The organism is Streptomyces sp. Tue6028 (assembly GCF_002300165.1).
GTDB classification, from domain to species: Bacteria; Actinomycetota; Actinomycetes; order Streptomycetales; family Streptomycetaceae; genus Streptomyces; species Streptomyces siamensis.
Map to the genome: position 1 here is coordinate 73,635 of NZ_MLCE01000018.1, position 19,277 is coordinate 92,911.

Annotated in this window: 16 protein-coding genes; 10 read left to right on the forward strand and 6 right to left on the reverse strand. The window is 70.9% G+C overall.

What is annotated here, in order from left to right; genetic code table 11:
- Positions 1-154 precede the first annotated feature (154 nt).
- Entirely contained in the window at positions 155-2,899 is a 2,745-nt protein-coding gene (locus BKI49_RS15795; RefSeq protein WP_095934920.1) for a penicillin acylase family protein, read from the reverse strand.
- Between the two features lie 235 nt (positions 2,900-3,134).
- On the opposite strand from BKI49_RS15795, the gene BKI49_RS15800 reads away from it, so the two are divergent.
- The 6 genes from BKI49_RS15800 (at position 3,135) to mscL (ending at position 9,233) form a co-directional block, all read left to right on the forward strand.
- A complete protein-coding gene (locus tag BKI49_RS15800; protein WP_095934921.1) occupies positions 3,135-4,673 on the forward strand; it encodes a potassium/proton antiporter in 1,539 nt (512 codons plus the stop codon).
- Positions 4,674-5,040: 367 nt separating this feature from the next.
- A complete protein-coding gene (locus BKI49_RS15805) occupies positions 5,041-6,303 on the forward strand; it encodes an MFS transporter (protein WP_095934922.1) in 1,263 nt (420 codons plus the stop codon).
- 68 nt (positions 6,304-6,371) lie between these two features.
- Complete coding sequence (locus BKI49_RS15810) at positions 6,372-6,686, forward strand: FmdB family zinc ribbon protein (protein ID WP_095934923.1); 315 nt, start codon at positions 6,372-6,374, stop codon at positions 6,684-6,686.
- Between the two features lie 226 nt (positions 6,687-6,912).
- Complete coding sequence (locus BKI49_RS15815) at positions 6,913-7,791, forward strand: S-methyl-5'-thioadenosine phosphorylase (RefSeq protein ID WP_095934924.1); 879 nt, start codon at positions 6,913-6,915, stop codon at positions 7,789-7,791.
- Positions 7,792-8,096: 305 nt separating this feature from the next.
- The gene (locus BKI49_RS15820; protein ID WP_095934963.1) at positions 8,097-8,648 is read left to right on the forward strand and encodes a hypothetical protein; all 552 of its coding nucleotides are present in this window, start codon (positions 8,097-8,099) and stop codon (positions 8,646-8,648) included.
- 114 nt (positions 8,649-8,762) lie between these two features.
- On the forward strand, positions 8,763-9,233 hold the full coding sequence (mscL, locus tag BKI49_RS15825; RefSeq protein WP_095934925.1) for a large conductance mechanosensitive channel protein MscL: 471 nt from the start codon (positions 8,763-8,765) through the stop codon (positions 9,231-9,233).
- A 43-nt stretch (positions 9,234-9,276) separates the two neighbouring features.
- Here the strand turns inward: mscL and BKI49_RS15830 are convergent, their stop codons facing one another.
- Entirely contained in the window at positions 9,277-9,459 is a 183-nt protein-coding gene (locus BKI49_RS15830; RefSeq protein ID WP_095934926.1) for a hypothetical protein, read from the reverse strand.
- Positions 9,460-9,550: 91 nt separating this feature from the next.
- Here BKI49_RS15830 and BKI49_RS15835 point away from each other — a divergent pair, with 91 nt between their 5' ends.
- The 4 genes from BKI49_RS15835 (at position 9,551) to BKI49_RS15850 (ending at position 14,368) form a co-directional block, all read left to right on the forward strand.
- Entirely contained in the window at positions 9,551-10,777 is a 1,227-nt protein-coding gene (locus tag BKI49_RS15835) for a low temperature requirement protein A (protein ID WP_095934927.1), read from the forward strand.
- A 307-nt stretch (positions 10,778-11,084) separates the two neighbouring features.
- Positions 11,085-12,143 (forward strand): P1 family peptidase, encoded by a 1,059-nt coding sequence (locus BKI49_RS15840; protein ID WP_095934928.1) that lies wholly within the window; start codon positions 11,085-11,087, stop codon positions 12,141-12,143.
- 100 nt (positions 12,144-12,243) lie between these two features.
- Positions 12,244-13,458 (forward strand): L,D-transpeptidase, encoded by a 1,215-nt coding sequence (locus BKI49_RS15845; RefSeq protein WP_179332463.1) that lies wholly within the window; start codon positions 12,244-12,246, stop codon positions 13,456-13,458.
- A gap of 157 nt (positions 13,459-13,615) precedes the next feature.
- Positions 13,616-14,368 carry a DUF6227 family protein gene (locus BKI49_RS15850; RefSeq protein ID WP_095934930.1) on the forward strand — a complete coding sequence of 251 codons (753 nt, stop codon included), beginning with the start codon at positions 13,616-13,618 and terminating at the stop codon, positions 14,366-14,368.
- On the opposite strand, the gene BKI49_RS15855 is transcribed toward BKI49_RS15850, so the two are convergent.
- From BKI49_RS15855 to BKI49_RS15870, 4 genes are all read right to left on the reverse strand, one after another.
- Complete coding sequence (locus tag BKI49_RS15855) at positions 14,365-14,610, reverse strand: hypothetical protein (RefSeq protein ID WP_257004808.1); 246 nt, start codon at positions 14,608-14,610, stop codon at positions 14,365-14,367. The two genes, BKI49_RS15850 and BKI49_RS15855, sit on opposite strands and share 4 nt — an antisense overlap.
- A 120-nt stretch (positions 14,611-14,730) precedes the next feature.
- On the reverse strand, positions 14,731-16,830 hold the full coding sequence (locus tag BKI49_RS15860; protein ID WP_095934932.1) for a PTS fructose transporter subunit IIABC: 2,100 nt from the start codon (positions 16,828-16,830) through the stop codon (positions 14,731-14,733).
- Positions 16,831-17,065: 235 nt separating this feature from the next.
- Complete coding sequence (pfkB, locus tag BKI49_RS15865; protein WP_095934933.1) at positions 17,066-18,019, reverse strand: 1-phosphofructokinase; 954 nt, start codon at positions 18,017-18,019, stop codon at positions 17,066-17,068.
- Positions 18,020-18,114: 95 nt separating this feature from the next.
- A complete protein-coding gene (locus tag BKI49_RS15870; protein ID WP_095934934.1) occupies positions 18,115-18,876 on the reverse strand; it encodes a DeoR/GlpR family DNA-binding transcription regulator in 762 nt (253 codons plus the stop codon).
- Positions 18,877-19,277: the final 401 nt, after the last annotated feature.

Genomic DNA, 19,277 nt, shown 5'->3' on the forward strand with positions numbered 1-19,277 from the left:
CCCGCGCGACCGGAGCCGGCCCCGTACACGCGGGACCCCCGCGCGAGCGCGTCCGCGCCCGTCCGGCCCGCAGACGGAAGTGGCCCCCCACGCGTGCGTGGAGGGCCACCTCGGCCGGAGCGCGGGCCGATGCCCGCGCCGCTCCGTCAGCGCGTCACGGCTTCAGGACCAGGGTGTCGCTCGTCTTGTCGTCGACCGCCTGCTTCGAGAAGGCCCACGGCAGCAGCTCACCCTTGGCCCACTTGTCCGTCTGGTCGGTGTAGTGGGCGTTGTAGGCGTGTCCGGAGGCACCGGAGAGGTTGATCCACTTGGACTTGTCGAGGTCCCCGAGGTTCACCACCATCCGCATCGACGGCACCCAGACCACGCCGTAGCCGCCCGCCGCGTTCCAGCCGGTGGCGTTGACCGTCGCCTCGCCGCCGCTGAGCTTCCAGGGCCCACGGTTGAGCATGTACTTCAGGAAGGCCGGGCCCTCGGTGCCCATCGTCTGGTTCTTCAGGAACAGGCGGTGCAGCCGGCCCCAGCTCCAGGTGTCGATGTCCTTGCCGAGCTTGGCGGTCAGCTCCCAGCGGGCGTCCTTCATGGCCCGCCGGAACAGCTCGTCACGGGTGTCGGTCGCCCGGTCGGTGCGCGTCTTGGGCGACTGCCACCAGTCGTTGCCCTCGTCGTCGACGATCTTGCGGACCACCTCGAACCAGCGGTCGCCGCCGTCCGGCTGCGCCTGGTCGGCATCGCGCTGGCCGCACTCGCGCACCGACCGGTCCTCGTCCGCGGGGCCCGTCGTGTCGACCGGGTCGACCCACAGGCACTGGCCCTTGACCCGCAGCTCCTTGGGCAGCTTGTTGCCGAAGGCGAGCTTGAGGATGTTGCGCCAGGTCGCGTTGAAGTACGCGGCCGCGGCGGAGTCGGCGTCCTGGGTGTAGTCCCAGCCCTCCAGCAACTTCTGCGCCTGGCGGACGTCCGGGTCGTCGACGTCGATCTTGAGCAGCTTGGGCACGAGCAGCTTGGCGATCTCGCTGCTGTTGTCGAGCTGCATCTGGCGCATGTCGTCGGTCGAGATCTTGCCGCCGCCCTTGATCTTCGACTCGATCAGGTCGGCGATCCGCTGGCTGCGCGTGCCGTAGCCCCAGTCCGTGGTGAGCGTGTAGGGGTACTTGTCCTTGTCGACGACGGCCTGGTTGGCGGTCACGATGTAGCCGCGCTTCGGGTCGTACTCGTAGGGCAGCTCGGCCTGCTTGATGTAACCGGTCCACTTGTACTTGGAGGTCCAGCCCGGCGACGGGAGCGAGCCGTCGCCCTCGCCGCGGATCGGGATGCGGCCCGGCAGCTGGTAGCCGATGTGGCCCTTGGTGTCGGCGTAGACCAGGTTCTGGGACGGCACGTCGAAGTACGTGGACGCCTTGCGGAACTCCGCCCAGTTCGACGCCTTGTCCATCTGGAAGACGGCGTCCATGGAGGTACCGGGGTCCAGCGCGGTCCAGCGCAGCGCGATGCCGTAGCCGTCGCCGCGGTCGGGTGCCGCGGTGTCGACGGTGGCCTTCCTGCCGACCTTGACCAGCTCGTCGTCGCGGTCGGACAGCAGCGGCCCGTTGTTGGTCTCCCGGACGACGATCTTCTTGGAGGCGCCGCCCGCGACCTTGATCGTCTCCTTGCGGGACTTGAAGGGCAGCACCTTGCCGTCGTACTGGTAGCCGTCGCCGGTGAGCTTCTCCAGGTAGAGGTCGGTGACGTCGACCCCGGAGTTGGTCATGCCCCAGGCGATGTCCTTGTTGTGGCCGATGACCACGCCGGGCATGCCCGCGAAGGTGTAGCCCGAGACGTCGTACTGGCACTTGTCGGAGAGGCTGGTGCAGTGCAGGCCCATCTGGTACCAGACGGACGGCAGCGAGGCCGACAGGTGCGGGTCGTTGGCCAGCAGAGGCTTGCCGGTGATCGTGTGCTTGCCGGAGACGACCCAGGAGTTGGAACCGATGCCGTTGCCGTTCACGCCGACGGCCGTGGGCACGTCGTCGAGGACGTCGTAGAGCCCCGAGAGCTGGCTCTGGAAGCCGGAGGGGGCGGTGGCGCCGCCCGTGAGGCCGGTGCCCGCGGTGGCCGTCGAGGTGGTGTCGCCCTGGACGTACGACCCCGTGACGTCGTCGTAGCGGCCCTCCTGCACGATGGCCTTGTTCCGGCTGTACGGGTAGTCGGGGTACAGGTCCGCGATCTGCTTCGGACCGAGCCGGCTCGTCATCAGCGAGCGGTCGATCTCGTCCTGCATGTTGCCGCGCAGGTCCCAGGCCATCGCCTTGAGCCAGGCCACCGAGTCGACCGGGGTCCACTCCTGCGGCTTGTAGTCGTTGGTGAAGCCCAGGGCCGCGTACTCCAGGGAGATGTCCTTGCCGTCCTTGCCCTTCAGGTAGGCGTTGACTCCCTTGGCGTATGCCTGGAGGTACTTCTTCGTGGACGCCGACAGCTTGGTGTCGTACTCCCGCTTCGCGGTCCGGTCCCAGCCCAGGGTCCGCAGGAATTCGTCGTTCTCGACCTGATCCTTGCCGAACATCTCGGACAGCCGGCCCGAGGTCATGTGCCGGCGCACGTCCATCTCGTAGAACCGGTCCTGCGCCTGCACGAAGCCCTGCGCCATGAACAGGTCCTCGTCGGAGGAGGCGTAGACCTGCGGGATTCCGTAGTCGTCACGCTTGACGTCGACCGGGCCCGACAGCCCGTCGAGCCGGATGCTGCCCTTCGTCTGCGGGAAGGACGCGCGCACGGTGCTGATGCTCCAGTACGCGCCGAAGGCGACGCCTGCTATGACGGCGAGCACCAGGACAATCAAGAACAGACGGGCTTTGCGCCCCTTCTTCCTGCCGGACTTGCCGGGCTTCGTGCCGGAAGAGGCGGTGGTGTTGGGGGGCATCGCTGTCCTTGCTGTCCTAACGCGAGCGGCAGGCGGTCCTGGAGTGCTGGAGCAACCATAGGCGCAGGGCCAAGAGCGCCTTGACGCGGAGTCGGGTAGCCGGGAGCACAGACGTTCGATCTTGTCCCAGGAAGCGTCAAGAAAACGTCAAGAGTTAGGTAAGGTAACGAAGTACTTGCACTGAAGTACCGGATTCCAGTGCTCAGATCCGCGTGCCCGCCGCGGCGGGACCGGATTGGCGAGAAAGGAACGGCCGCTGACTGTCCACCACCTCAACCAGCTCCTGCTCGTGTGCTCGCTCGTCCTGCTCTTCGCGGTCGTGGCCGTCCGGATCTCCTCACGCAGCGGGCTCCCCACGCTGCTCGTGTACCTGGGCATCGGCGTCGCGATCGGCCAGGACGGGATCGGCGACGTCCAGTTCAACAACGCCGCACTGACCCAGGTCATCGGATACGCGGCACTGGTCGTGATCCTCGCCGAGGGCGGCCTGGGCACGAAGTGGAAGGAGATCAGGCCGGCCCTCCCGGCCGCCTCCTCGCTGGCGCTGGTGGGTATCGCGGTGAGCGTCTCCGTCACGGCCTCGGCCGCCCACTACCTGATCGGTCTGGAGTGGCGGCAGGCGCTCATCATCGGAGCGGTGGTGTCCTCGACGGACGCGGCGGCGGTCTTCTCCGTGCTGCGGAAGATCCCGCTCCCCGCGCGCGTGACGGGCGTCCTGGAGGCCGAGTCGGGCTTCAACGACGCCCCCGTCGTGATCCTCGTCGTCGCGTTCTGCGCGGCGGGCCCCGTGGAGCACTGGTACGAGCTGCTGGGCGAGATCACGCTGGAGCTGGCCATCGGCGCGGCCCTCGGCATCGCGGTGGGCTGGCTCGGCTCGTACGGACTGCGGCACGTGGCGCTGCCCGCCTCCGGCCTCTACCCGATCGCCGTGATGGCCATCGCCGTCGTCGCCTACGCCGCCGGCGCGCTCGCCCACGGCAGCGGCTTCCTCGCCGTCTATCTCGCCGCGATGTTCCTGGGGAACGCCAAGCTGCCGCACTGGCCCGCCACCCGCGGCTTCGCGGAGGGACTCGGCTGGATCGCCCAGATCGGGATGTTCGTGCTGCTCGGCCTGCTCGTCACCCCGCACGACATGGGCGACGACATCGTGCCCGCGCTGATCATCGGCCTGGTCCTCACCGTGGTGGCCCGGCCCCTCAGCGTCGTGACCGGCCTGCTGCCGTTCCGCATCCCGTGGCAGGAGCAGGCGCTGATGTCCTGGGCCGGACTGCGCGGCGCCGTGCCCATCATCCTCGCGACCATCCCGATGGTGAGCGGCATCGAGGGCAGCCGCCGGATCTTCAACATCGTCTTCGTCCTGGTCGTCGCCTACACCCTCGTCCAGGGGCCCACCCTGCCGTGGCTGGCGCGCAAGCTGCACCTGGGCGAGACCACGGGGGCGGCCGACCTGGGCATCGAGTCGGCACCCCTGGAGCGGCTGCGCGGTCACCTGCTGTCCGTCGCGATCCCCGAGGGCTCGCGCATGCACGGCGTCGAGGTGGGCGAGCTCCGGCTGCCCGCGGGCTCCGCCGTGACCCTCGTCGTGCGCGACGAGACCTCGTTCGTCCCGCTGCCCACGACCGTGCTGCGGCGCGGCGACGAACTGCTGGTCGTCGCCACCGACCAGGTCCGGGACGCCGCCGAGAAGCGGCTGCGCGCCGTGGGACACGGCGGCAAGCTGGCCGGCTGGCTGGGCACCGACGGCCCGGGAACGCACCGGCAAACAGGACATTGAGGGGCGATGGGCATTCACAGGCGGACGCCGCCGTGGTGCTCATTTTCACAGGCCCGGCCCCTTTGGCCCCTGTACGATGAAGGCACACCTAGATCGAACCACCTCTGCCTGACGCAGAGCTGGCGCGACCGCACGGCGGCCGTGACGCCCTCCCGCAGTGGGCGACGGTATCTACCGCAGTTCCGCGCAAGAGGACAGCTCTCGGCGCCCCCGCAGGGCGAGTGAGTCGAAGGGGAGCGCCGGTGTCCAGGGCGTGAGCGCGCGAGTCCGAGGGGCCCGCACGATCACCGTCCGGCACCGGCCCCGGCACCCCTGAGGCGAGCACGCGCGACGGGTCGCGCTACCAGGTGGCAGAAAGGCACGGGCCGTGGCATCCACGGTCACCTCCCGCCCCGGATACGGCCAGCTGCTGCGCACCCGCGGCGCCTGGACGTTCCTGCTCCCCGGCTTCGCCGCACGCCAGCCGTTCGCGATGCTGACCATCTCCATCGTGCTGCTCGTGCAGCACACCACCGGCTCGTACGGAAGCGCCGGCGCCGTGGCCGCCGTCACCGGTGTCTCCATGGCGCTCTTCGCGCCCTTCACGGGCCGTCTCGCCGACCGCCACGGCCAGCGGGCCGTCCTGCTGCCCGGCGTCCTGGTGCACGCGCTGGCAGGCTTCTCCCTGACGGCCCTCGCGCTCGCCGACGCCCCCCTGTGGGCGCTGTTCGCCGCCGCCGTGCCGACGGGTGCCTCGGTGCCGCAGATCGGCCCCATGGTGCGGGCCCGCTGGGGCGCGAAGCTCCAGGACTCCCCCCTGATGACCACGGCGGCGGCCTTCGAGTCCGTCACGGACGAGCTGACCTTCGTGTTCGGCCCGCTGCTCGCCACGGCGCTGTGCACGGCCGTGGATCCCTCCGCGGGCCTTCTGACCGAGGCCTCGCTGACCCTGGTCGGCGGTCTGCTGTTCGCCGCGCAGAGGAGCACGCAGCCGGCCGTCACGAGCGGCGGGCACGCGCGCGTGGAGCACGTCTCCGCCCTGCGCGTCCCCGGCGTGCGGGTCCTGATCGTGACCTTCCTGGGCATCGGCTCCGTCTTCGGCGGCATGCAGGTCTCCCTGGCGGCGTTCAGCGAGTCGCTCGGCGAGCCCGGCCTCAACGGCGTCCTGTACGGCGTCTTCGCCGCGGGCAACATGCTCTCCGGCATCGTCTGCGGCGCCATCGCCTGGAAGGCGGCACCGCAGCGGCGTCTCGTCGTCGGGTACGCGGCCCTGGCGCTGACCGCCTCCGGCCTGTGGACGGCCCACTCCGTGGTCGTGCTCGCCGGGATCGGCCTGCTCGTGGGCATGTGCATCGCACCGGCCCTCATCACCGGCTACACCCTCGTCGAGGGCCTGGTGCCGCAGGGCGCCCGCACCGAGGCCTTCACCTGGCTGACCGGCGCCGTCGCGCTGGGCCAGGCCGCGGCCGTCACGGTGGCCGGGCAGATGGAGGACCGCCTCTGGGACGGCGCCGGTTTCCTGGTCCCGATGGCCGGTACGGTGCTGGCTCTGGCGACCCTGGTGACCCTGCGGTCACACCTGACACCCAGAGGTGCGGGGCGCACCGTGGCGCGTGGCGTCGGTCACCGAGTGCCGGTGACAGTGGACTGATCTCTCGGAATACGTCACTATGGACCGTCGTTAGCACTCATTGAGTGAGAGTGCCAGGAGGAAGACAAGTGCCGACCTACCAGTACCAGTGCACCGAGTGCGGCGAGGGCCTTGAGGCGGTGCAGAAGTTCACCGACGACGCCCTGACCGAGTGCCCCAACTGCGGTGGCCGCCTGAAGAAGGTGTTCTCGGCCGTCGGCATCGTCTTCAAGGGCTCCGGCTTCTACCGCAACGACAGCCGCGGCTCCTCGTCGAGCAGCTCGCCCGCGTCGTCGAAGACGTCAGGCTCCTCCACGTCGACCCCGTCGTCCTCGACGGCCTCGTCGTCGTCCTCCGACTCGAAGTCGTCAGGCACCGGCTCGTCCAGCAGCTCCGCCGCTTAGCCCGCCAGGGCGCGGCTGCCGCCGCGCCCCCGTGGGTCGGCCGTCTCGTGCCGCTCGGCCGGCTTGCCCGGACCGCCCGGCCGGGTTTCCTCGGCCGACACTGCTCCCGGAGCGCCGTCAGGCCCCGGAACCGTTCTCCCGCGAGACCCCGCCGTCGTACGACGGCGGGGTCTTCGGCGTTCCCCGGCCCGGCTGCGACGCCGCCCATCCGGCTAGTGTGCGGTCCATGGCGAACACGGAGAACGCACAGCGCCCCGACGAGGAGCAGACCGCGGCCCGGGCCGAGATCGGTGTGATCGGCGGCTCGGGCTTCTACTCCTTCCTCGACGACGTCACCGAGATACAGGTGGACACGCCCTACGGAGCGCCCAGCGACTCCCTGTTCCTCGGCGAGATCGCCGGGCGGCGGGTCGCCTTCCTCCCCCGCCACGGCCGCGGCCACCATCTGCCGCCGCACCGCATCAACTACCGGGCCAACCTGTGGGCGCTCCGCTCCGTGGGCGTACGCCAGGTCCTCGGCCCCTGCGCGGTCGGCGGACTGCGCGCGGAGTACGGGCCCGGAACCCTCCTCGTCCCGGACCAGATGGTGGACCGCACGAAGGCGCGCGCGCAGTCGTACTTCGACGGGATGCCGCTGCCGGGCGGCTCCGTGCCGAACGTGGTGCATGTGTCGCTGGCCGACCCGTACTGCCCCGTCGGGCGCAAGGCGGCCCTCGACGCCGCGCGCGGACGGGACTGGGAGCCGGTGGACGGCGGCACGCTCGTCGTGGTCGAGGGACCGAGGTTCTCCACCCGTGCCGAATCCCTCTGGCACCAGGCGCAGGGCTGGTCGGTGGTGGGCATGACCGGCCACCCGGAGGCCGCGCTCGCCCGCGAACTGGAGCTCTGCTACACCTCCTTGACCCTGGTCACCGACCTCGACGCGGGCGCCGAGAGCGGCGAGGGCGTCTCGCACGAGGAGGTGCTGAAGGTGTTCGCGGCGAACGTGGACCGACTGCGGAGCGTGCTCTTCGACGCGGTCGCGGGACTGCCGGAGAACGGGACGCGGGACTGCCTGTGCACGAGGGCGCTCGGCGGGATGGACCCGGGGTTCGACCTGCCGTGACGCGGGGCGGGGCGCTCCGGGCGGGTGTGGGAGCGTCTTGGCGCCGGGGACACCTTGCTCGACTTGCTCGACTTGCTCGACTTGCTCGACTTGCTCGACTTGCTCGACTTGCTCGACGGCGGGGACACCTGGCCTCACGGCGAGGAGGCCTGGCTTGACGGCGGGGACACGTGAAGGGTGGAACTTCCCGTTCGGGTGAGGGAGTTGTCCACAACCCGTGGGTAGTCCACGGGGCGCGGCGGGCTCGGTCACGAAGCCTCATCGTGGGATCGCAAGCCGGTCTCTCGTCGCAGGTGGTGGTCACCATGGCTCAGCTCTCCCTTCTCGTGCGCCCGCCCGGCGCGGACGCGCCTTCGACCTGCGAGGTGCCGCACTTCGCCCCCGTGCGCCTGCACGGCGGACGGTATGCGCTGCGGCGTCTCGCGCGGCACCGGAAGCGGGCCCTGGCCGCGGGACTCGCGGTCACGGCGGCGGCGCTCGTGACGGCGGGCCCGCGGGACTCCGAGCCGGCGCGGGGGCATCCCCCGGACGCCGTCCCGGCCCCTTCGGCAGCGGCGTCCGTGACCGCCTCCGATCCCGTGCGTGACCACCGCGCGACCGACACGGTGACGGCGCCGGTGCGGATCACGGACGCCGCCACGGTCCGTCTGCTGCGGCCGGGCGACCTGATCGACGTGATCGCCGCGGACGGCGACGGCACGGGCCGGGTCGTCGCGGCCGGAGCGCGCGTCACCGAGGTGCCGGAGGCCGAGGCCACCGAGAGCGGAGCACTGGTCCTCCTCTCGGTCCCACGGCCGGCGGCGGCACGGCTGGCCGGCGCGAGTGCCGGCGCACAACTGGCGGTGACGCTGCGATGAGTGAGGATGTGGTGTCAAGTGCCACGTCGGAGTTGCCCCATTGGACAGGCCCCGCACGGCCTGACGTAGGTTGCGGAGCTGTTTGTTCCACAATCTGTGCGGAGGGGCCTGCTCGTGAGCGAGAAGAAGCAACCCGGCATCTGGGAGGGCTTCAAGGCCTTCCTGATGCGTGGCAACGTCGTCGACCTGGCCGTCGCGGTGGTCATCGGCGCGGCCTTCACCAACATCGTCAACTCCGTGGTGAAGGGCATCATCAACCCGCTGGTGGGCGCGATCGGCACGAAGAACCTCGACAGCTACAGCACCTGCATCAAGGAGCCCTGCACCGGCAGCGGGGACACCGCGACGGGCGTCCGGATCCTGTGGGGCTCGGTGCTGGGCGCGACGCTCAGCTTCGTGATCACCGCGGCCGTCGTCTACTTCCTGATGGTGCTGCCGATGGCCAAGTACCTGGCGCGGATAGAGGCTCGCCGGAAGGCGAAGGAGGGCACGCACGAGATCATCGAGGTGACCGAGCTGGAAGTGCTCAAGGAGATCCGCGACGAACTCGTGGCCCAGCGCGGCCAGGGACGCGCCCAGGACTGACGGCGGCCCCCTGCTGCCGTCCGCGCCGGCGCGACGGCCGGGCTCAGATGTGGTGGGGCGGCTTCTCGTCGAGGAAGCGCTTCAGGTCGGCCGCGCTGTCGCCGGTGCTCTCGGCCCGCTCGCCCCACCCACGGTCCGTGTCGTCCGAGGACTGCTGGTTCAGCGGGTCGTCGAAGACCAGCGCGGGCTTCGGATCGCGCGGTTCGGGGGCGGGGGCGGTACTCATGTGTTCAGGGTACGCCGGGGGCACCGCACCCAGGATCGCTTGTGAACGCCTTCACATGAATTTCCGGCGCTTTTCTGCTGTGCTTGGCCGTATGACGTCCAGCCCCTCATCCGAGCCGACCGCAGCCCCGCCCCGGCCCTCCGGCCGCAGGCCGTTGCGCCGCATGACCGCCCGCGGCCGTGACGAGGCGCACCGGGTCGCCTCCCCGCTGGAGCTCTTCTTCGACCTGTGCTTCGTCGTGGCCGTCGCCCAGGCGGGCATGCAGCTGGTGCACGCCGTGGCCGAGGGGCACGCCGGCGAGGGCATCCTGAACTACGCGATGATCTTCTTCGCGATCTGGTGGGCCTGGATGAACTTCACCTGGTTCGCCTCGGCGTACGACAACGACGACGCGCTCTACCGCTTCGTCACCCTGGTGCAGATCGCCGGTGTCCTCGTCCTCGCGGCCGGAGTGTCCGAGGCCTTCGAGAAGCACGACTACATGCTCGTCTGGCTCGGTTACGCGATCATGCGGTTCGCGATGATCGCGCAGTGGCTGCGGGCCGCACGCTCCACGCGGGGCGCCGAGAGAACCATGGCCCTGCGGTACGCGGGCGGAGTGCTGCTGTGCCAGGTCGGCTGGCTGGGACTGCTGGTCCTGCCGGAGTCCGGCCGGCCGTGGGTGTACCTGGTGATGGTGATCGCCGAACTGTGCGTCCCGGTGTACGCGGAGAAGGACTTCAACACGTCGTGGCATCCGCATCACATCTCCGAGCGGTACGGCCTGTTCACGATCATCGTCCTCGGGGAGACGATCGCCGCGGCCACGATCGCCGTGAAGTCCGCCGTCGACGAGCACGAGGCGGTGGGCGAGCTGATCCCGATCGCCGTGGGCGGACTGCTGATCGTGTTCTCCGCCTGGTGGACCTATTTCGTGGTGCCGATCCACGGACATCTGCGCTCCAGCAGGCACGCGTTCCTGTGGGGGTACGGCCACTACCTGATCTTCGCGTCTGCGGCCGCGATCGGGGCGGGTCTCGAGGTGGCGATCGAGCAGGCGATCGGCAAGGCACACATCTCGACGCTCGCGGCGTCCGCCGCGGTGACTCTCCCGACGGCGCTGTTCTTCCTCACCGTCTGGACGCTGCACTCCCGCCACTTCAAATTCGGGATCGCGCAGCAGCTGGTACTGCCCACCACCGCGCTGCTGGTCATCGTGTGCACGTTCCTGGGCGAGTGGGCCGTGCTCTCCGCGGGCATCGTCTCGGCCCTGTCGGTGGTGATCGGGATGATGCTGCCGGCCCGGACGATCGTGGGACGGACGCCGAGAACCGCGTAGACGGGCGCGGGTCGCGGAAGGTCTCCGCGCCGCCGGGCGACCGGGTGAGAACCGGGGCGGCCTGTTGGGAGACAGGGCGGCTGGTGGGAGCGGAGGACACCTGGGCGCGGGCAGGGCGACCGGGTGGGGCGACGAACGCCGGGGCGGAGAGCGGACGGGGCGCAGTTGGGGCGGAGCGGGGGCGGTCGGGTGGGAGCCGGGGCCCGGGCGGTCATGCCCCGGACGGTCATGCCCCAAGTGGTCATGCGCCTGGGTGGTTGTGCGGTGGTGTGATCGTATGACCCGGTGAGTGGGGAAGGCTGAGCGCATGACAGTTGACGCTCTGACGGATGTCACGGGTCTTCGGGTGGGGCACGCGACGCGCACCGGGGACGGCTGGCTCACCGGTACCACGGTGGTGCTCGCCCCGGAAGGCGGCGCGATCGCGGCCGTCGACGTGCGCGGCGGCGGGCCCGGCACCAAGGAGACCGACGCGCTGGACCCCCGCAATCTGGTGCAGAAGGTCGAAGCCGTGGTGCTCACCGGTGGCAGCGCGTACGGGCTGGACTCGGCGTCGGGCGTGATGGCCTGGCTGGAGGACCGTGGGCGCGGGGTGCGCGTGGGCGCGGACCCGGCCCACGTGGTGCCGGTGGTGCCGGCGGCTTGCGTCTTCGATCTGGGCCGCGGCGGCGACTTCCGGGCGAGGCCCGACGCGTGCACCGGCCGGGCCGCGGTCGAGGCGGCGGACGCGAGCGAGCCGGGCGAACCGGTGCGCGAGGGCGGTGTGGGCGCCGGTACCGGGGCGGTGGTCGGGCGGCTCAAGGGCGGTGTCGGCACGGCGAGCGCCGTGCTGGAGTCCGGCATCACGGTGGGCGCGCTGGTGGTGGCGAACGCGGCGGGATCGGCGACGGATCCGGAAACGGGGGTGCTGTACGGGGAGTTGCCGAGCCGGCGGGTGGAGTACCCCTCGGCGGCGGTGCACGAGGCGGCGCGGGCACGGCTCGCCGAGGCCGCGGCGAGGAACGCCCCGCCCCCGCTGAACACGACGCTCGCCGTGGTCGCCACCGACGCCGATCTGACGCGCGCCCAGGCGCAGAAGCTGGCGGGCACGGCGCACGACGGGATCGCGCGCGCGGTGCGGCCGGTGCATCTGCTGAACGACGGGGACACGGTGTTCGCGCTGGCCACGGGTGCCCGGCCGCTCGCAGCGGAGAACCCCCTCGCGCTCAACGAGATTCTCGCGGCGGGCGCCGATCTGGTGACGCGGGCGATCGTGCGGGCCGTACGGGCGGCAGTGCCGGTGGACGGGCCGGGCGGCCTGTGGCCGTCCTACGAGGAGCTCTACGGGGAGCCGCCGCTGGGCGATTGTCCTGGTTCTGTCACGTGATGGCATCCGACGCGATCGGAGGGAACCCGACGCGTCGACGCTCGCTCTTTGTCCTCGAAACCGAGCGGAACCCGCGCATCACACGAAACTGGAGCAGCCCGTGACAACGCCGGACAGGACAACACGGCGCGCACTGGGGGCGTGTGCCGCCCTGATGGTCGGCGCCCTCACCCTCACCGCATGCGGCGGCGACGCCAGCGCCGACAGCGGCAAGGACGGCAAGAGCGCGACCAGGACGTCCACGGCGAAGATCGTCATCTCGGCCAAGGACGGCTCGACGGGCGCGTCCATCAACGCGACCGGGGTGAAGGTCAGCGACGGCGAGCTCACCGACGTGAAGATGACGGTGGCCGGGACCGGGACGGCCGTGCCCGGGACGATATCCGCGAACGGCGGCTCCTGGAAGCCGAAGGAGCAGCTGGAGCGGGGCACGAAGTACCAGATCTCGGCGACCGCGAAGGACGCGAAGGGACGGACTTCGGCGGCCAACTCCATCTTCACGACGGTGTCTTCGGGCAACAGCTTCATCGGCACCTACACGCCCGACAACGGCTCCACCGTCGGCGTCGGCATGCCCGTGTCGTTCACCTTCGACAAGGTGATCGGCGACAAGAAGGCCGTGCAGTCGCACATCAAGGTCACGTCGAGCAGCGGCCAGCAGGTCGTGGGTCACTGGTTCGGGGCGCAGCGGCTCGACTTCCGGCCCGAGACGTACTGGAAGGCCGGCTCCAAGGTCACGATGAAGATCGACCTGGACGGCGTCGAGGGCGCGAACGGCGTGTACGGGGTGCAGAAGAAGACCGTCACGTTCACGATCGGCCGTTCCCAGGTCTCCACGGTCGACGTCCGCACGCAGACCATGACGGTCGTGCGGGGCGGCAAGACCCTGAAGTCGGTACCGATCTCGGCGGGCAGCCCGGAGCACACCACGTACAACGGGCAGATGGTGATCTCCGAGAAGTTCGTCCAGACCCGGATGAACGGCTCGACGGTCGGCTACGGCGGCGAGTACGACATCCCGGACGTGCCGCACGCCATGCGGCTGACGGCGTCGGGGACGTTCATCCACGGCAACTACTGGTACAACCGCGGGAATCCGCCCTTCGGCCGGCAGGGAACGAGCCACGGCTGCGTGGGACTCGCCGACGTGCAGGGCGCGCAGGGGAACACGACCGCCAAGTGGTTCTACGACAATTCCCTCATCGGGGACGTCGTGACGGTCAAGAACTCCCCCGACAAGACGGTCGCGCCGGACAACGGGCTCAACGGCTGGAACATGTCATGGAGCGCCTGGACGGCGGGAAGTGCCCTCTGACGAGCGGCTTTTGACGACCGGACGGACCGCGCGGGAACTCCCCGCGCGGCCCGTCCGTTTTCTGTCCGTACGTTTTCTCGGTTCGCGGACATGATGTCCGACCGAGGGGCTACGGTATGCACCCACAAGGTGACATGCAGCAACGCCGGGAGAAGCCTTGAGCGTTCCGTACGAGACAGCAGCGTACGAACCACCCGAGTCGCCCGAGTCTCCGGAGGAGCATCTCGCGCGACTCCTGGGCCGCGCCCTGAACTCCTTCGAGCTGCCCGACGAGACGATACGGCAGCTCGACTGCGCGCTGGCCCACGACAGTTCGCTGCACTCCGCGCACCACAGCGCGGGGCTGCATCGCGAGACGTACCGGCACACATGGCTGCTCGCCGACGGTTCGGCGGTCACGCTGTGGGAGCTCGTGCACAACACCGCCCCCGGCCGCGACCCTCAGCACGAGGTGTACGTGGACGAGGAGGAGTTGCGTGCGGCCACGGCGCGGCTGCCGCTGCCGCCGGACGCACCGGACTTCGAGCTGCCCGTGCTGGTGCAGCTGTCGCCGATCCCCGAGCCGCGCCACGCGTACGTGCCCGACGACTCGGCGGACCACGTCCGCCGGCTGCTGCGGCGCGCGGAGAACGCGGACCGGCCGGGCGACGACCTCTCGACGCTGCTGCTGCGCGAGGCGTTCGCGCACCAGATCACCCAGGCGTTCGGAAAGCCGTGCCGTGCCGGTCGGGCGGGGCTGTGCTTCTCGCTCTACGAGCACGCGTTCCTGCTGCGGGACGGGCGGGAGATCTCCCTGTGGGAGGTCGAGCACACGGCGACCCCGGACCGGCGTCACATGTGCGAGGTGTACCCGACGGAAGAGGCGGCGCGCGAGGCGATGGAGCGGCGCGCGGCGCGACTCGGCCACTAGGGGCGGGTGTCGCCGAATCGGCGCACCAGGCCCGCGAAGGCGGCGTGTTCCTCGGGGGTGAGCTCGACCGAATCGGAGACCGGGCCGGACCGCGACTGTTCGGGAATGGCCCGCAGCGTGTCGTCCGCGCGCCGCATCGCGTCCCGGAGGCGGGCGCGGCGCATGAAGCGGGACAGCCCGACGATCCAGATGGCGGTCGCCAGGGCGATCAGGGGCACGCCTATCAGCTGAAAGGTCGACACGTGCTCAGGCATACGTCCCAGTAGACACCACGGTCCGGGACTTTGATCCCGGACCGTGACGCATCTCGCAGATGCCTTGAACAACTCACAGATGCCGCAAAGGGGCAGGAGTCGCGCCCCTCACGCCGCGACCGGCTCCTGCGTCTCGGCCTTCGCCGATATCGGAGCGTCCGCGGCCCCCGCCGCGACGCCCGCCGGAGCCTGCTTGCGCATGCCCTTGAGGACGACGACCAGAGCCGCGCTCACACCGACGCCCGCGGCGATGGCGATCAGGTAGAGGAACGGGTTGCCGATCAGCGGGACCACGAAGATGCCGCCGTGCGGGGCCCGCAGGGTGGCGCCGAACGCCATCGACAGCGCACCGGTGACCGCGCCGCCCACCATGGAAGCGGGGATGACGCGCAGCGGGTCGGCCGCGGCGAACGGGATCGCGCCCTCCGAGATGAAGGAGGCACCGAGGACCCAGGCGGCCTTGCCGTTCTCGCGTTCGGTCTGGGTGAAGAGCTTGCCGCGCACGGTCGTCGCCAGGGCCATGGCGAGCGGCGGGACCATGCCGGCCGCCATCACCGCGGCCATGATCTTCATCGCCGAGTCGCTGGGGCTCGCGACGGCGATGCCCGCGGTGGCGAAGGTGTACGCGACCTTGTTGACCGGGCCTCCGAGGTCGAAGCACATCATCAGGCCGAGGAGGGCTCCGAGGAGGATGGCGTTGGTGCCGGTGAGGCCGTTCAGCCAGTCCGTCATGCCCTTCTGCGCGGAGGCGATGGGCTTGCCGATCACCACGAACATCAGGAATCCGACGATCGCCGCGGAGATCAGCGGGATCACCACCACCGGCATGATGCCGCGCAGGGCAGCCGGGATCCTGACCCGCTGGATGGCGAGCACCACCGCACCGGCGATGAGACCGGCGGCCAGACCGCCGAGGAAGCCCGCGTTAATGGTGAGGGAGATCGCGCCGCCGACGAAGCCCGGCACGAGTCCTGGCCGGTCGGCCATGCCGTAGGCGATGTAGCCGGCCAGGACCGGCACGAGGAAGCCGAAGGAGACGACGCCGATCTGGAAGAACAGGGCTCCCCAGCTGTCCGCCTGGGTCCACAGGAAGTGGTCCATGACCGAGGGCGCCTTGTTGATCTTGTAGCCGCCGATCGCGAAGCCCAGGGCGATCAGCAGACCGCCCGCGGCGACGAACGGGACCATGTAACTGACTCCGGACATCAGCCACTTGCGCAGCTTGGTGCCGTAGCCCTCACCGGACTCGCCGGCGCGCTCGACGGGCGTGCCGTGGGCCGCCGCGGAGGTGACCTCGCCGCGCGCCGCCTTGTCCCGCACCTCGTCGATGAGCGCGGCGGGCTTGTTGATGCCCGCCTTCACGCCGACGTCCACGGTCGGCTTGCCGGCGAAGCGGTCCTTGTCCCGCACCGGCACGTCGTGCGCGAAGATCACGCCGTCCGCGGCGGCGATGACCGCGGGGTCGAGGCGGGTGAATCCGGCCGAACCCTGGGTCTCGACGACGACCTCGATGCCTGCCTCGCGGCCGGCGTTCTCCAGGGACTCGGCCGCCATGTAGGTGTGGGCGATGCCGGTGGGGCAGGAGGTGACGGCGACGACACGGAACGGCCGCTCGGCCTCCGCGTCGGTGGCGCCCGGCGCCGGGGCGGGTCCGTCCTCGACGGTCGCACCCGGCACCGGGGCCGTGCCGTCCACGCCGGTGCCTGCGGAGGCCGCCGCATTCGGCACCGTCGCGGAGTTCTCGGGGGCCGTGGCGGGGGCCGGGGGCTCCTCGCCGCGGATGAGCGCTGCCGCGGTCGCCGCGTCGCCCGCCGCCCGCAGCGCGGAGGTGAACTCGGCGTTCATCAGCTGACGGGCCAGCGACGACAGGATGGTGAGGTGGGCGTCGTCCGCGCCCGCCGGGGCGGCGATCAGGAAGATCAGGTCGGCGGGTCCGTCCGGTGCGCCGAAGTCGATGCCCTCCGCGCTGCGTCCGAACGCGAGCGTCGGCTCGGTGACGTGCTCACTGCGGCAGTGCGGGATACCGATGCCGCCGTCCAGGCCCGTCGGCATCTGGGCCTCGCGAGCCGCCACGTCGGCGATGAAGCCGTCGAGGTCGGTCACCCGGCCCAGGGCGACCATGCGTTCCGCGAGGGCGCGCGCCGCCGCTTCCTTCGTATCGGCGGACAGGTCGAGGTCGACCAGGTCCGCGGTGATCATCTCGCTCATCGCGGGCTCCTTCGCACGCGTATCGCCCGTGGGGATTCGTGGGCGGGGGTGGGGACGGGGATGCTGCGCCCAGAGGGAACAGGGGTGAGGGGGGTGAGGAGTGTGAGAGGGGTGAGGGAAGTGGCAGCGGTGGTGCAGGGGGCTGCGGGACCGGGAAGGTCCCGCCGTTCGGCTGCGGCGAGGGAGGGGAGTCCCCGCCGTATCAGGGGCGTACGGGCCCGGCGGGCGACCGGGGTCATGGCACCGGCTCCGTGAGGGGAAGGTCCATCGGGATCTCCGTCGTGACCGTCACCGCGGAGGCGTCGAGGTCGGCCGGTCCGGGCATCACGCTGCCGGGGAGCTGGACGGCGGCCGCGCCGTGGGCGACGGCGGAGGCGAGCGCGGCGGGACCGCGGCCGCCGGCGATCAGGAAGCCGGCGAGCGAGGAGTCGCCGGCGCCCACGTTGCTGCGTACGGCGTCGACGCGGGCGCTGCCGAACCAGGCGCCCGTCTCCTCCACCAGCAGCTGCCCGTCCGCGCCCAGGCTCGCGAGCACGGCGCGTGCGCCCTGCTCACGCAACTCCTCCGCCGCCTTGACGGCGTCGCCCACCGTGGCGAGCGGGCGCCCGACAGCCTCCGCGAGTTCCTCGGCGTTCGGCTTCACCACGTCGGGCCGCTCGCGCAGTGCCTCCCGCAGTGCCTGGCCGGACGTGTCCAACGCGATCCGGGCGCCCGCCGCGTGGGCCCGCGCGACGAGATCGGCGTACCAGGACGGCGCGAGCCCGCGCGGAAGGCTGCCGCAGCAGGTGATCCAGTCGGTGTTGCCGGGGCGGTAGTGCCGGCGGACCGTCTCCAGGAGGAGTTCCGCCTCGGCGGCGGAGAGTTCGGGACCCGGTGCGTTGATCTTCGTGAGCGTGCCGTCGGGTTCGGCGACCGAGATGTTCGAGCGGGTGGCTCCGGCGACCGGGACCGGCGCGACCTCGATGCCCTGCGCGTCGAGCAGCTGGGCGACGAGTGCGCCGGGCGCTCCGCCCAGCGGGAGGACGGCGACCGTGTGCCGGCCGGCCGCGGCGGCCGCGCGCGAGACGTTCACGCCCTTGCCGCCCGGGTCCATGCGTTCGCCGGTGGCCCGGATGACCTCGCCGCGGTCGAGCGACGGGACCTCGTACGTACGGTCGAGGGAGGGGTTGGGGGTGACGGTCAGGATCATGCGCACTCGTTTCTCGGACACGGCACTGACGGGCCCGCGTTCTCCACGCGGCGCTCGCGTGCCGCGTTCTCCACACGGCACTCGCGCGCCGTGCTCTATACACACAGCACTTCGGTGCCGCCCCGCTCGACGGAGGCGGCGTCTTCGGGGCTCAGCCCGCGGTCGGTGATCAGCAGGTCCACGTCGCACAGGTCGCCGAAGCGGGCGAAGTGCTCCTGGCCGCTCTTGGAGGAGTCGGCGAGCAGCACCACGCGGCGCGCGGCGTGCAGGGCGGCGCGCTTGACGGCGGCCTCGGCCAGATCGGGGGTGGTCAGTCCGTAGTCGGCCGAGAAACCGTTGGCCGCGATGAAGAGGACGTCGGCGCGGATCTCGCCGTACGCGCGCAGCGCCCAGGCGTCCACGGCGGCGCGGGTACGGTGCCGGACGCGTCCGCCGACGAGGTGGAGCTGGATGCCGGGGTGGTCGGCGAGGCGGGCGGCGATGGGCAGGCTGTGGGTGACGACGGTGAGCGTCGCCTCCAGGGGGAGGGCACCGGCGAGCCGGGAGACGGTCGATCCGGCGTCCAGGATCACCGTGCCGTCGCCGGGCAGTTCGGCGAGGGCGGCCCGCGCTATGCGGTCCTTCTCGTCGGCGGACGTGGACTCGCGCTCGGCGAGGTCGGGCTCGAAGTCCAGGCGTCCGGCCGGGATCGCCCCGCCGTGCACGCGACGCACGAGACCCGCGCGGTCCAGGGCCTTCAGGTCCCGGCGGATGGTCTCCGCGGTGACCTGGAACTCCTCGGCCAGCGAGAGCACATCCACCCGTCCGCCGTCACGGGCGAGCCGCAGGATCTCCTGCTGTCGCTCCGGTGCGTACATGTCCGCTCGCCTCCGCGTGATGCCCGAACCTGTGGTTTCACTCGGAGGCTACGCCCGGATTTCTTGAAAGTAAACAGGTTCGGGCTTGATTCGGGCATGAACGGACTTCCGTTTGTGTCCGGTGCGGAGCGTTGTCGGCCGTTTCGCCGTCTGTCCGGTGGGTGGGTCGGGGCCGTGCCGGTGATCCGCCCGTTGCAGCCCTCGTGTGGTCCGGTGGGTCAGTGCGGTCGGTTCGTGGCGCCGTCCGCAACGGGCATGTGATTCACCGGCACGGCCCCTTCGGTGAGAGGGCGACTGCGGGTGTGAGTGGGGCTGGGGTCCGGCCGTTGGTCCGTCCGGCGGTAGCTCCCAGCCCGTTCCGCCCGCGGCAGCAGTTCCCGTCCCGCCCCGCATTGAGGACA